The 12519-nt window shown below is 65.0% G+C and carries 15 protein-coding genes; 9 read left to right on the plus strand and 6 right to left on the minus strand.

The window, feature by feature from the left end:
* Window positions 1-86: 86 nt before the first annotated feature.
* Together IVB01_RS16745 and IVB01_RS16750 are read right to left on the minus strand one after the other, a co-directional pair.
* Window positions 87-548 carry a DUF488 domain-containing protein gene (locus tag IVB01_RS16745; protein ID WP_247280749.1) on the minus strand — a complete coding sequence of 154 codons (462 nt, stop codon included), beginning with the start codon at window positions 546-548 and terminating at the stop codon, window positions 87-89.
* An 8-nt stretch (window positions 549-556) separates the two neighbouring features.
* A complete protein-coding gene (locus tag IVB01_RS16750) occupies window positions 557-1393 on the minus strand; it encodes a DUF72 domain-containing protein (RefSeq protein WP_247280750.1) in 837 nt (278 codons plus the stop codon).
* Between the two features lie 100 nt (window positions 1394-1493).
* Here IVB01_RS16750 and IVB01_RS16755 point away from each other — a divergent pair, with 100 nt between their 5' ends.
* From IVB01_RS16755 to IVB01_RS16770, 4 genes are all read left to right on the plus strand, one after another.
* The gene (locus tag IVB01_RS16755; RefSeq protein WP_247280751.1) at window positions 1494-1874 is read left to right on the plus strand and encodes a hypothetical protein; all 381 of its coding nucleotides are present in this window, start codon (window positions 1494-1496) and stop codon (window positions 1872-1874) included.
* Between the two features lie 88 nt (window positions 1875-1962).
* Window positions 1963-2166, plus strand: coding sequence for a hypothetical protein (locus IVB01_RS16760; protein ID WP_247280752.1), 204 nt, complete (start codon window positions 1963-1965; stop codon window positions 2164-2166).
* A 259-nt stretch (window positions 2167-2425) separates the two neighbouring features.
* Entirely contained in the window at window positions 2426-3559 is a 1134-nt protein-coding gene (locus IVB01_RS16765; protein ID WP_247280753.1) for a glycosyltransferase family 2 protein, read from the plus strand.
* A 6-nt stretch (window positions 3560-3565) separates the two neighbouring features.
* Entirely contained in the window at window positions 3566-5068 is a 1503-nt protein-coding gene (locus IVB01_RS16770) for a glycosyltransferase family 39 protein (RefSeq protein WP_247280754.1), read from the plus strand.
* Window positions 5069-5073: 5 nt separating this feature from the next.
* On the opposite strand, the gene IVB01_RS16775 is transcribed toward IVB01_RS16770, so the two are convergent.
* On the minus strand, window positions 5074-6963 hold the full coding sequence (locus IVB01_RS16775) for an adenylate/guanylate cyclase domain-containing protein (protein WP_247280755.1): 1890 nt from the start codon (window positions 6961-6963) through the stop codon (window positions 5074-5076).
* Between the two features lie 61 nt (window positions 6964-7024).
* On the minus strand, window positions 7025-7549 hold the full coding sequence (locus IVB01_RS16780; RefSeq protein ID WP_247280756.1) for a FecR domain-containing protein: 525 nt from the start codon (window positions 7547-7549) through the stop codon (window positions 7025-7027).
* 671 nt (window positions 7550-8220) lie between these two features.
* On the opposite strand from IVB01_RS16780, the gene IVB01_RS16785 reads away from it, so the two are divergent.
* Window positions 8221-9327 (plus strand): DUF2778 domain-containing protein, encoded by a 1107-nt coding sequence (locus IVB01_RS16785; RefSeq protein WP_247280757.1) that lies wholly within the window; start codon window positions 8221-8223, stop codon window positions 9325-9327.
* 7 nt (window positions 9328-9334) lie between these two features.
* On the opposite strand, the gene IVB01_RS16790 is transcribed toward IVB01_RS16785, so the two are convergent.
* Both IVB01_RS16790 and IVB01_RS16795 read right to left on the minus strand, forming a co-directional pair.
* On the minus strand, window positions 9335-9964 hold the full coding sequence (locus IVB01_RS16790; protein ID WP_247280758.1) for a glutathione S-transferase N-terminal domain-containing protein: 630 nt from the start codon (window positions 9962-9964) through the stop codon (window positions 9335-9337).
* An 11-nt stretch (window positions 9965-9975) separates the two neighbouring features.
* On the minus strand, window positions 9976-10569 hold the full coding sequence (locus tag IVB01_RS16795; protein WP_247280759.1) for a cysteine hydrolase family protein: 594 nt from the start codon (window positions 10567-10569) through the stop codon (window positions 9976-9978).
* A gap of 128 nt (window positions 10570-10697) precedes the next feature.
* Here IVB01_RS16795 and IVB01_RS16800 point away from each other — a divergent pair, with 128 nt between their 5' ends.
* From IVB01_RS16800 to lepB, 4 genes are all read left to right on the plus strand, one after another.
* Window positions 10698-11531 (plus strand): LysR family transcriptional regulator, encoded by an 834-nt coding sequence (locus IVB01_RS16800; RefSeq protein WP_247280760.1) that lies wholly within the window; start codon window positions 10698-10700, stop codon window positions 11529-11531.
* A 170-nt stretch (window positions 11532-11701) separates the two neighbouring features.
* Complete coding sequence (locus IVB01_RS35360; protein WP_253075130.1) at window positions 11702-12112, plus strand: S26 family signal peptidase; 411 nt, start codon at window positions 11702-11704, stop codon at window positions 12110-12112.
* Window positions 12043-12225: a S26 family signal peptidase gene (locus IVB01_RS35365; RefSeq protein ID WP_253075131.1), complete on the plus strand. Its 183-nt coding sequence runs from the start codon at window positions 12043-12045 to the stop codon at window positions 12223-12225. Before IVB01_RS35360 ends, IVB01_RS35365 begins: the two co-directional genes overlap by 70 nt.
* A complete protein-coding gene (lepB, locus tag IVB01_RS35370) occupies window positions 12155-12448 on the plus strand; it encodes a signal peptidase I (protein ID WP_346015466.1) in 294 nt (97 codons plus the stop codon). Before IVB01_RS35365 ends, lepB begins: the two co-directional genes overlap by 71 nt.
* Window positions 12449-12519: the final 71 nt, after the last annotated feature.

Consider the following 12519-nt stretch of genomic DNA (forward strand, 5'->3'; position numbering starts at 1 on the left):
CCACCAACTCTGCCGCCCGATGGATTCTCAGGTGCGCAATTGCGCACCGTAGTTCGCGCTGACGCAGGCTCCGGAATGACGAAGCGCTACACCTGCCGCCCCGCCAGATTCGTCACCGCCACGCCATCGCGCTCCTCGATGATCTCCGCAATCATCTGGCGGTGGCAGTGGGTGTGGTCGCGCTCGTAGCAGAGCAGGCACACCGGGCCGGCCTTCTTCACCAGCGCCGAGAGCTCGTCCATCTCTTCCCTCGCCTGCGGCGTCTTCAGGTGCTTTGAATAGATCTTCTCCAGCACGTCGTATTGCCCGCTGCGCGCGGCGAGCCGGCCTTCCTTCGGAGTGCCGAGCGCGGCGAGGTGGACATAGCCGATGCCGCGCTCATCGAGGCCCGCGGACAGCTGCTTCTTGGAAAAGCCCGGCCGGCGCGAGGACGTCACCGCGCGCACGTCGACCACGAGCTTGACGCCGGCCTGCTCCAGCTCGTCGAGAACCGCTTTGGGCGGTGTCTGCTCATAGCCGATGGTGAAGAGTTTTTTCGCCTTCGCCATGGACATCCTCAGCTCACCCGCGCGATCAGTTCCATGGCGCCCTGCGGCGCGCGCACCTTGCCTTCGTGGATGACGTAGGCGAACACGTCGCGCGGCTCCTTCTTCGGCTTGGCTTTGTCAACCTTCGGCAGGTCATCGGGTTCACTGCCCGAAGCCCAGGCCTGAAAGCGCGCGGCCCAGGCATCGAGCTGCTTCGGCGGATAGCAGGTCTTGATCTCGTCATTGCCCTTCTGAAGCCTTGCATAGACGAAGTCGCCGGCGACGTCGGCAATCGCCGGATATTTGCCGTGCTCGGCGAACACCACCGGCGTCTCGAATTCGCGGATCAGCGCAACGAAATCCGGCGTGCAGAAGCTGTCATGGCGCACTTCCACGACATGGCGCAGCGCGCGTCCGTCGAGCTGGCGCGGCAGCAGCTCCAGAAACTTGCCGAAATCGGCGCCGTCGAATTTTTTCGTCGGCGCGAACTGCCAGAGCACCGGCCCGAGATGGTCGCCGAGCTCCAGCACGCCGGAATCGTAGAACCGCTTGATGGAATCGCCCGCCTCGGCGAGCACGCGGCGATTGGTGGCGAAGCGCGGTCCCTTCACCGAGAACACGAAACCCTCGGGCACCTCGCTCGCCCATTTGCGAAAGCTCTCCGGCTTCTGTGAGCCGTAATAGGTGCCGTTGATCTCGATCGAGGTCAGCTTCGAGGCGGCGTACGACAGCTCCTTGGCCTGCGTCAGCTTCTCCGGATAGAACACGCCGCGCCAGGGCTCGAAGGTCCAGCCGCCGATGCCGATGAAGATGTTGCCGGATTTTTTTGACGCGGTTTTTGCTTTGGCCACGGAAGGATCTCGCATCGACGGGGAGGGACCTCATCCTAATCAAACCAGTTGTGATTGGCCAGTTGGCCGGTCCTGTCTAAGCTCGCGCCTGGACCCGCGAAAAAAGGAGAACAAGATGCGGATGCTGTTGCTGGGAGCCGCGCTCGTCATGATGACATCTGCTGCCATGACATGTTCTGCTTTGGCGGATGACGACGACACCAAAAGCGCACAGAAACTCGCCCAGCAGGGCCGCGACGATTACTGGCATTGCCTGGCGCGGGAATATTCCCGCGACTCTAATCAGGGCCTGTCGGAACAGGATTTTGGCCGTTCGGTCGCGGGCGCCTGTCCATCGGAGCGGCAATATTATCGCGTGGTGCTGCTCGATTATCTCACCACGCATTACCCCAACATCGATGCCGGCGCCCATCTCGATACCGCAAACAGGGCGGTGGAGTCGGCGCAGAAGGACATTGTGATGGCCTACGTCAAGCACCGGCCGCCGCAGAAATAGCTCCATTGAGCTTTGCGGCATGGCGAACCCTTCCGGCTGTGCGGTCATCCATGATATCACTGGGCGCATCTGGAACAGGGATGGGTCCATGTCGTCTGAGTCGGTGGGGGGCATTCTGGGCGCGATCGTCGCGGCGGCCGTGCTTGCGGTCGCCGTCGTATTCGGCCCGATTGGCCAGTACGGCAGGCCGCCCAAGCCGGTAAAAGTCGAGTCAGCCCCTGCCGCGGCACCCGCCGCCCCTGCCGCGCCGGCGCCGCGAGGGCCTGTGATTCGGGAAGTGCCCAACCAATAGGGGGCGGAAAAGTGCCCTGAAGGGGGCCTTGCGGAGCGGCCTCGCCATTCCTATCTAGCTTCTAACGGCGACGTTGAGTGACGTTCTCCGTCGTTGGAACGACCTTGGAATAGCTCAGGCCTGCGCCGGATGTACGCGCGGCCCGCCGTTCCGGGGTCGTTGGCATTTTAGGCCCTCTTTTGGGCCGTTCCCCACACAAACCTCGGCTTGGTAGCGCAAGAACTTGGCAGCGCAAGACACGGCGGATATACGCTCCGTCATGAATGAAGCGATCAGACCGGGCGCCGACAACCTGCCGCAGGCTCAAGAGGGGCCGGAACTGTCGGTGATCGTCCCGACTTTCAACGAGCGCGACAACGTCACGGTGCTGTACCGGCGGCTGGAGGCGACGCTCGCCAGCGTCGCCTGGGAAGTCGTGTTCGTCGACGACAATTCGCCCGACGGCACCTGGGACGTCGTGCGTGCGCTGGCGCAGCGCGACAGCCGTGTGCGCTGTGTCCGCCGCATCGGCCGCCGCGGCCTGTCAGGCGCCTGCATCGAGGGCATCCTCGCCTCGAGCGCACCCTATGTGGCCGTGATCGACGCCGACCTGCAGCATGACGAGACGCAACTGCCGAAGATGCTGTTGCTGCTCGCGAGCGATCAAGCCGACATCGTGGTCGGCAGCCGCTACATCGAGGGCTACAAGAGCGAGGGCTTCAACAAGCAGCGCGCGGGGGCCAGCGCGCTGGCGACCGAGTTCGCCCGGAAGATGCTGCGGGTCGAGATCGCCGATCCCATGAGCGGCTTCTTCATGATCCGCCGCGATCGTTTCGAGCAGCTCGCGCCAAAGCTGTCGGTGCACGGTTTCAAGATCCTGCTCGACCTGGTCGCGACCGCGCATGGCAACTTACGTGCGGTCGAGATTCCCTACACCTTTGGCGCCCGGCAGCACGGCGAGAGCAAGCTCGATTCCATGGTCGCGCTGGACTTCCTTGGCCTCGTGCTGGCCAAGCTGAGCAACGACATCGTCTCGCTGCGCTTTATCTTGTTCGCGATGGTCGGCGGCATCGGCCTCGTGGTGCATCTCGCCACGCTGTTCATCGCGCTTCAGCTGTTCAAGGCGCCGTTCGCGGAGGCGCAGGCCGCCGGCGCCATCGTCGCCATGACCAGCAATTTCATCCTCAACAACTTCCTCACTTATCGCGACCAGCGGCTGAAGGGCTTTGCGCTGCTGCGCGGCTTGATCGCCTTCTACATCGTGTGCAGCGTCGGCCTGCTCGCCAATGTCGGCGTCGCCTTCTCGGTCTACGACCAGGAGCCGATCTGGTGGCTGGCCGGCATGGCCGGTGCATTGATGGGCGTGGTGTGGAACTACGCGATGTCCGGACTGTTCGTCTGGCGCAAGAAATAGCGCGATATGGGCGGAGCTGACGCGCGGATCGTCCGCAACACCGCGCTCACGATTCTTGCGTTGGTCGTGTTGCGGCTGGTCGCCGCGGCTTTCACGCCGATCACCTTCGACGAAGCCTATTACTGGATGTGGTCGAAAAATTTGGCGGGCGGTTACTACGACCACCCGCCGATGGTGGCCTATGTGATCCGCGCCGGCACCATGATTGCCGGCGACACTGAGCTCGGCGTCCGCCTTGTCTCGATCCTGCTGGCGCTGCCGATGAGCTATGCGGTCTACCGCTCGGCCGCGATCCTGTTCGGCAGCGCGCGCGTGGCCGCCACCAGCGCCATCCTGCTCAACGTGACGATGATGGCCGCGGTTGGCACGCTGATCGTCACGCCTGATGCGCCGCTGCTGGTCGCCTCCAGTTTCGTGCTGTTCTTCCTCGCAAAGGTGCTGGAGACCGGACGCGGAGCATGGTGGCTTGCGGCCGGCGCGGCCGTCGGTGCGGCGCTGCTGTCGAAATACACCGCGATGTTCTTTGGGCTGGCGATCCTGATCTGGCTCGCTTCCGTCCCGAAGCTGCGGCACTGGTTTCTCTCGCCCTGGCCCTATCTCGGCGGTCTCGTGGCCCTCGCGCTGTTCTCGCCGGTGATCCTCTGGAATGCGGACCATCACTGGGTGTCGTTCGCAAAGCAGCTCGGCCGCGCCAGAATCGAGGACTTCCGTCCCGTCTTCATCGCCGAGCTGATCCCGACCCAGATCGCGTTTGCGACCCCGCTCGTCTTCATCCTGGGCGCGATGGGGCTGCATGCGCTGACCTGGCACCGGGCCGGCGCGCTGGCCTCGCGCGTGCTGATCGCGACGATGTTCTGGACCGTCGTTGCTTATTTCGTCTGGCATTCGCTACACGCCCGCGTCGAGGCCAACTGGTTTGCGCCGGTCTACCCACCCTTCGTCGTCGCCGCGGCCGCCGCCGCCAACCTCGTGCAGTGGAAGCCGCGCCAGCGGCGCCTGGTGGATTTCTGCCTGCGGTGGGCCGCGCCGGTCAGCATCGTGATGTTTGCGGTCCTGATCGTGCAGGCCAATACCGGCTGGCTGTCCGGCTATCGCCGCGATGCCACTGTGCGCAGCGTCGGCGTCGGCTGGCGTGAGCTTGCCGCGCAGATCGAAGCGGTGCGCGCGCGCAGTGGCGCGACCTGTGTGCTCGCGCAGGACTATGGCACCACGGGCTGGCTCGCCTTTTATTTGCCGCGCGGCACCTGCGTGGCCCAGCAGACCCAGCGCATCCGCTGGGTCAACATGCCCGACCCCGATCCCAAGCTGCTCGCCGGCAAGCTGCTCTATGTCGACGAGCTGCGCAGCGATGGTCATCCTGCCCTCAACGACCTCTTTGAGAAGGTGACGCAGATTGCGCAATTGCAGCGCAAGCGCGGGCCGCTCGTGGTCGAGACCTACGGCATCGATCTCTTGGAAGGCGCCAAGGGCGACGTGCTCGACCGCTCCCCGCCGCCGGAAGCGCGGTAAGGGCTTCAGCCGATCATCTCGGCCTTGGTGGCGGCCTGGTCCGGTACGTCCCGATCGCGCCAGAACCAGACGGTCACGACGCCGGAGCGGCCGCGGACTTGCGTGAGCAGGGGGCCTGACAGGATGCCGTCGGGAGCGCCGTGGAAGTCGGCGGTGTCCAGCAGCGTATCGCTCAGCGCAAGCCGCGCGCCGTTCCGGGCGGCGACCTCCATCAGCCGGCTCGCGACGTTGACGGTGTCGCCGGTCGCCGTGATGTGCTGGTGGCTTTCGCCGAGGCGGGAGGCGACGATCTCGCCGAAATGCGCGCCGATCTTGAAGCCGAGCTGATGTCCGATGGCAGGCGGCAACGAGGCGATCCAGCGCTCGACTCCGCGATGCAGGTCGATCGCGCATTTCAGCGCGCGCGCCGCGTCATCGGGTATTGCGCGCGGCAGTCCGAACAGGATCATGGCGCCATCGCCGAGAAAGCCGGTGATCAAGCCGCCGCAATCGGCTGCGGTCTTGTCCAGCAGCGCGTGGAACGCCTTCAGGATGTCCTGGAGCGCGTCCGGATCGGTCCGTTCGCTCAAGCCTGTGAAGCCAGAGAGATCGATGAAAACCACGGCGGCGTCTTGCCGAATGGGCTTGGACAGGAAATTCGGATCGCGCGCCAGCCAGTCCTGCACCGCCGGCGCCTGGAATTGCGCCAGCGACCTGCTCTTGGCGGCGAGATATTGCGTGCGGCGGCCTCCCGCCCACAGCTGCACGCCGGCAAAGATCGCAACCGGCGGCACGGCCGCGGCGAGCGTCGTCGCGGCATTCAGCCAGATGCCGTGGGTGAACGCGAACAGGTTCAGCCCGGCCCACGCGATCATCACCGCGGCCGCCGCCATGATGCCGAGTGCACTGCGCCGCCAGGCAAGCAGGCCGACCAACAGCATTGGCAAGAGGATCGCGGCGAATGCGTCGGCGGTATGCACCCTGCGGTCGCGCACGATGCCGTCGCCAGCGACGAGGTGGGTGATTGCGGTCGCGACCACCTCGACGCCGGGCATCAGCGAATCGAACGGCGTCGGGTAGAAGTCGCCGCCGCCGGCGACCGCGGCGCCGATCACGACGATCCGGTTCTCGATCGCGGCGCGGTTGAGCGTGCCGTCGAAAATGCTCTGCGCGCTGACGGTGCGGATGGTGCGGCGCGGGCCGTAATAGGTGATCGGCAGCGCGAAGTCGGTATCGGTCGGCACCACGCGGTCACCGAGCCTGAGATGATCCGGCGCGATCGTCAGCGGCTTGTCGAGCGCGCGGGCCGCCACGCGCAAAGGAAACGACAGCTCGACCTTGTCGGCCGTCCGGAACAGCATCGGCACCGAAAGCGGCGAGCCCGACTGTCCCGTCGCGACGTTGACGACGCCGACCTCTGCATGCTCGGCGAAGGCGGGCAGCGGCAGCAGGAAGCGCTCGGCCTGCGGCAGGACCGCAAGGGGACCTTCGCTGCTCGGCGCCACGGTCTCGCTGTCGGTCGGGAAGATCGCCGCCGCCGCGAGCACCATCGGACCGGTGGCGAGCGTGTTGGCGAGCGTCGCATCGCCGATCGCGGCACTGCGGTCGACCAGCAGCAAGTCGATCGCGATGACCTTCGGCTTGAACTGCACGATGGTGTCGACGACGCGGGCGAGATCGGCCCGGGGCAGCGGATAGCTGCCGCCGCGCTTCACCACAGTATCGTCGATCGCTACGATGGTGACGAGATCGGGCGGGCGCTGCACGCCGCGGACCTGGGTCCGCCAATCCGTCAACGTCGCTTCGAGGCGGTCGAGAAAGCGCAGATGGCCGTTGGCGTGCGCGGCAAAGATGCCCGCGCCCCATAGCGCGGTGAGAACGAGTGCCACCAGGATCTGAACGCGTCGGCTACGCATGCGGTCGGTTTGCAATCTTCTACTGTCCAAATCTTATTGAGCTGAGCCTTATCGACCCAGCTTATTGTCCGAGTCGTGCCATCAGCGCGTCGACGCGCGGCTGGCCCCACGTCTTGACGGTCAACGGGCCGGTTGCCTCGACATCGACCCCTTCGCCGGGTCCGAGCACGACACCGCGTCCACGAGCCCTGCGGGTCACGCCGACGCGGCCGTCAGCGACGAACACGGAGGTCTTGGCGTCCGCGACATCGACCGCCCATTTCGTGCCGCGCACCGCCGCGATCGCCTGCGGGGTCAACACCTTGAAGGGATTGCCGCCGGGCTTCTTGGGCACCTCGATCAGCAGGGCTTTGCTGCTCAATTCCACGGAGTCTATATGTCCGTCGCGGTTGGCGTCCTTTAGTTCAAATCTGGCGCCGTTTTCCGCAACGATCGTGATGCCGTTGTCGCAGCGCCAAACCTGCGTGCCCACGGCCGACGGCGATGCCGTACAGCCCGCATTGGCAGCAGACTGTGCCCTTGCAAACCCAATCAACAACAATAAACACGCCAGGGCGCAAAACCCGGCGCGCGAAAAGCCTCTCATGCCTGCCTCCGTTTGCGTGCTCGGCACAGTTCAAGGCGATGTTGATACGGTACCGTATCACACGCAGAGGCTGCCGAAAAGTACTGACTCAGGAGCTATTTTCTCGTCGCGGCGATTTCCAGGCCGGCGCGATCAACTTTCAGTCACAGCGCCGTGCCGCGTGAGCACTTCCGTCCCGCGGTGCGTGACCTGCATGAGCTGTTGCCGCGACCGCCCGGCGCGCGGCAGGGCGGCTGGAGTCCACCAGCCTCGCAACCCCTCGGCGCTGTGGTCAGGCCCAGTTTGATGATCACGAAAAAGGCGCTGTTGGGTGCGTCTTGGCTGCGGGCGGAGGCGTCGGGTGGCCGGCCTGAACCGGTCGAGAATTCATGGTTAACAGTTTCGGCTAAGGCCGTAATTCTGCGGGCTTTTTTCCCGAAATGGGACGACGTTAACGAGTTGCCCCATATCCGCCTGAACTTAATCTGCATTTAACTAAAAGTCGCCTTAATGACGCTCCGACCCTCTGCGAGATGCTGGTCCCGGATCGTGACCAGCGGCGCTTCGAAGGGGGACTGAGTGACACCGTCCTGGACGCAAGGCGAATGAGTACGAGTATCGCTGCGCAGAGTAACGCGGCACGGAAGTCCAAGAAATTCTCGAAGAATTATTCGCGGAAATCTTCCCGGAAAATGACCACCCGTAATTGGCTCGGCGCCACGGCGATCGGCTGCGTCGTGATTGGCGCCGGCTGGACCATCTACCACAACATCCTTGGCGCCAGCGTCTATCCGACCGTCGGCAACAGCGGCTACGACGAGCCCGTGATCAAGCGCGCACCCAAGGTGGTGCTGCGCGAGGCGGGCGAGGCGGTCAAGGAAACCTTCGCGCTCCTGCCGGACCGGTTGCAGGTGACCGCGCCGATCTCGCGCGAGATGTTCAACGAGCGCTTTGCCGCGGCTGCGACGCAAGGCGTGGCCTCGAGCGCGGCCAGCGCCGCGCCTGCAGCGCCGGCAATCAGCGTTGCCGAGGCCAAGGACGCTATCAAGGATGCGTCGAAGGAAGCCGCGAAGCCCAACGTGATCGCGAAGGTCGCGGACGCGCTGAAGCCGCAAGGCTCGGCCAAGATCGTGGACGCTGCCAAGGCCAAGCGCGCTGACGCCGGTGTGCAGCTGGCCTCGGCCGATCCGGCCGAGATCGTGCCGGCGCCCGAGGCTAAACCAAAATCCTTCGCCGATCGCGCCAAGGCTGCGGTGATGTCGATCACCGGTCCGCGCCAATCGATGGTCGAGAAACTCTGGGGCAAGCGTGAGCCGTCCGGCGGGCTCTTGGCGTATGCCTCGGCCGATGCCAGCATCACAGCGTCCATCGCGCCGAAGGAGCAGAATCCGATGTTCGGCGGTGCGCCGCCCTATGAGCGCGACACCGCGGTCTACGACATCACCGCCAAGACGGTTTATCTGCCCGATGGCACCAAGCTCGAGGCGCATTCCGGCCTCGGCTCCAATCTCGACGATCCGCGCTCCCAGCGCCAGCGTATGCGCGGTGTGACGCCGCCGCACATCTACACGCTGAAGCCGCGCGAGGCGCTGTTCCACGGCGTGCCGGCGCTGCGCCTGACCCCGCTCGGCGGCGAGAGCGCGATCTACGGCCGCGACGGCCTGCTCGCGCACACCTTCATGCTCGGTCCGAACGGCGATTCCAACGGCTGCGTGTCGTTCAAGGATTATTACGCGTTCCTGGACGCCTACCGCAACAAGGGCATCCGCAAGCTCGCGGTGCTGGCGCGGGTGGAGTGAGACGCGCTCAACTCGCCATCGTCTTGCGCAGCGCCATCTCGGTCGCGATCGCCTCACGCACGGCGGGCCGCGCCTGCATGCGCTCGAGATAGGCGGCCAACGATGGCCACTGCGCGATATCGATTCCTGCATGACGGAGCAGCAGCAACGCCCAGGTGAGATGCGCATCCGCAACGGTGAAGCCGTGACCGACCAGGAATTCGCGGTCCGCCAGATGCGCTGATGGCGCCGACAATGTCTGCACAATTCTAGCGCGCGGCTTGGCGAGCGAGCCGTCGTCCTTGTACCAGAAGGCCGGAAACAGGAACGCCTTGTGGATCTCGGCGCCGATGAAGCTCAGCCATTCCTGGAGGCGATAGCGGTCGGGATCGCCAAACCGGGGCGCAAGGCCCGCCTGCGGCCTCACATCGGCGATGTATTGCAGCACTGCCGCGCTTTCGGTCAACCGCTCGCCGTTCTCCAGGACGAGGACCGGCACCGCGCCCTTCGGCGACACATCGCGGAAATCGGTGTCGTCGTCCACGACCTTCTTCGTCCAGATATGGGCAAGGTGATACTGAGCCTCGACGCCCGCCTCCATCAGCGCGATACGGCTCGAGAGCGAGCAGGCCATCGGGAAGAAATAGAGCTGCAGCATCCTGAACTCCTTCACGCCAGCGCATCGCCGCGCGCGATGATCGCGAAGCGGTCCGAGAGCTCGGCCAGCGCGACCTCGTGGATGGTCCGGGCATCCAGCGTGCCGCCGCGGCCGTCGGGCAGATCACGCGTGGCGCAGGAATCGGCATCGATGGTCGTGCGAAACCCGAGATCGAGCGCGGCGCGGGCGGTGGAGCTGACGCACATGTGCGTCATGAATCCGGCCAACACGATGTTGTTGCGTCCGCTGGCGGCGAGCTGCGCCTGCAGGCCGGTGCCGGCGAAAGCGTTCGGCAACTCCTTCTCGATCACGAGCTCGTCCGCAAGCGGCGCGAGCTCGGCGACGATGGCGCCGCGATCGGCGGAGCGATCGAACAGGCCGCCGGGCTTGCCGCGATGGGCGATATGGATGATCGCAGATCCGCGCTCGCGCGCCCGCGCCAGCAGGACGGTCGCCCGCGCGATCGCAGGCTTGGCGTCCGGCAGGGCGAGGGGACCTGCGAGATATTCGTTCTGGATGTCGATCAGCACCAGCGCGGCGTCGTCAAGACGCGGCGGAGTGAGGTCGGCACCGGCGAGCTGCAGCAGGGTCTTTGCGGGCATCATGATCTTCAGAATCTCCAAGCGTAAGGTTGGCCGAGCATAGCTCGTCGGTAGCCTGCCGATATGCAGGGATATTGCAGCCGACGGCTGCGATATTGCAGGCCAATGCCAGCCGATGTAGCCTTGAAACCATGAATTGGGACGATCTTCGCATCATCGCCGCGGTCAGAGACGAGGGCACCTATGCCGGCGCCAGCGCGCGGCTGCGCATCGACGAGACCACGGTCGGACGTCGGCTGGCGCGCATCGAATATGCGCTCGGCCTGCGCCTGTTTGAGGCTGCCGACGGTGTCCGCAAGCCGACGCGTCAGTGCGAGGCGGTGCTGGCGCACGTCCAAGCCATGGCCGCGCATGCCGCCGAGATCGGTCGCATCAGTGAGAGCATGCCCGGCCCCGTGGGGCGGCTGCGCATCGCCGCGACCAATGCGGTCGCCGAGGAGGTGCTGTCCCCGCATGCGAGCGAGTTCCTGCGCGCCAATCCCGGCCTGACGCTGCAATTCCTGACCTCGAGCGAGAACGTCAGGTTCTCGCGCTGGGAGGCCGATCTCGCGATCCGCCTGCGCAAGCCCGACAAGGGCGACTTTTCGATCTCCAGGCTCGGCGACATCCGCATCTACTATTTTGAACCGGACGCGACTGAAGGCGAGCCGGTGCTATGCGCTTATCCGGACGAGCTCGGCGCCATTCCCGAGATGCAATTCCTGCGGACGAAGAAAATCCGCCCTCGCTGCGTGACCGACAATGTCCGCATCATCCGCACCCTGATCCGCTCGCATCAGGCCGCTGGCGTGTTGCCGGAGCACAGCTGCACCGAGCTGCTCGGCGATCGCCGCCTGCGCGCCACGCTGCTGCCGAAACGCCGCGACGTCTGGCTGCTCGTGCAAAACCATCTCAAGCGCGACGCCGCGACACGTGTGACGATCGACTGGCTGCGAGCGTGTTTCAGCGAACTTGCGCGGGGATAACCCGAGAGCGCGTGAAAACCCGAAGGCCCATGGGCGGCCTTCACATATCCGTTGTGTCGCCCTTGCCATGAATGGCCGAACCTATGCGACCGAGATCACGGAGCCGGGATTGCACGCGCGCGAAAGTTGCGTAATCTCGCGACGGCTACGGATTTGATCAGGGCAGGTGCATGACCATTCAGGAAACATTCCGGCCGCGGTCGTCGGCGCAGTCGCGTGAATGGAAGGCGATTGTCATCCTGATCCTGTTGATTCCGCTGCTGTGGTCGCCGCCGTTCCTGTTTCGCTTCTTGCTGTATCAGCCGTTCAACATCCCTTCTCGTTCGATGGCGCCGACGCTGATGGTCGGCGACTACGTCTTCGTCGCGAAATATGCCTATGGCTACGGCCGCTATTCCTTTCCTTTCGCGCCGTCCTGGATCTCGGGCCGCCTGTTCGCCGCCGAACCGGAATATGGCGAATCGTCGTGTTCCGGACGGCGAAGGACAGTTCGGTCGATTACGTCAAGCGCATGGTCGGGCTGCCCGGCGACCGCATCCAGGTGCGGCAGGGCCAGCTCATGCTCAACGACCGTCCAGTGACGCGCGCCGCTCGAGCACGGGCTCGCAGGCATCGCCTGCGGTGTGGATGGCAGCTTCAAGGTCAAGCGGTGGCGCGAGACGCTGCCGAGCGGCGTGTCCTATGTGACCTATGACTGCATCGATAACGGCTTCCTGGACAATACGGATGTCTTCACGGTGCCGCCGGGCCACTTCTTCGTGCTCGGCGACAACCGGGACAATTCCACCGACAGCCGCATGACGTCGACATTCGGTTTCGTGCCGATGGACAATCTCGTCGGGAAGGTGACGCGGATCTTCTGGTCGTTCGACGAAGACGGCGAGCCGCACATGGAGCGGCTGGGGAAGGTGCGGTGAATGGTCTCGTCATCCAGGCGGTGTGCGTGGCCGGATTGCGCTGCGCTCCGTCCGCTCGTCATTCCGGGGCT

Source organism: Bradyrhizobium sp. 164 (assembly GCF_023073715.1).
Classification (GTDB): domain Bacteria; phylum Pseudomonadota; class Alphaproteobacteria; order Rhizobiales; family Xanthobacteraceae; genus Bradyrhizobium.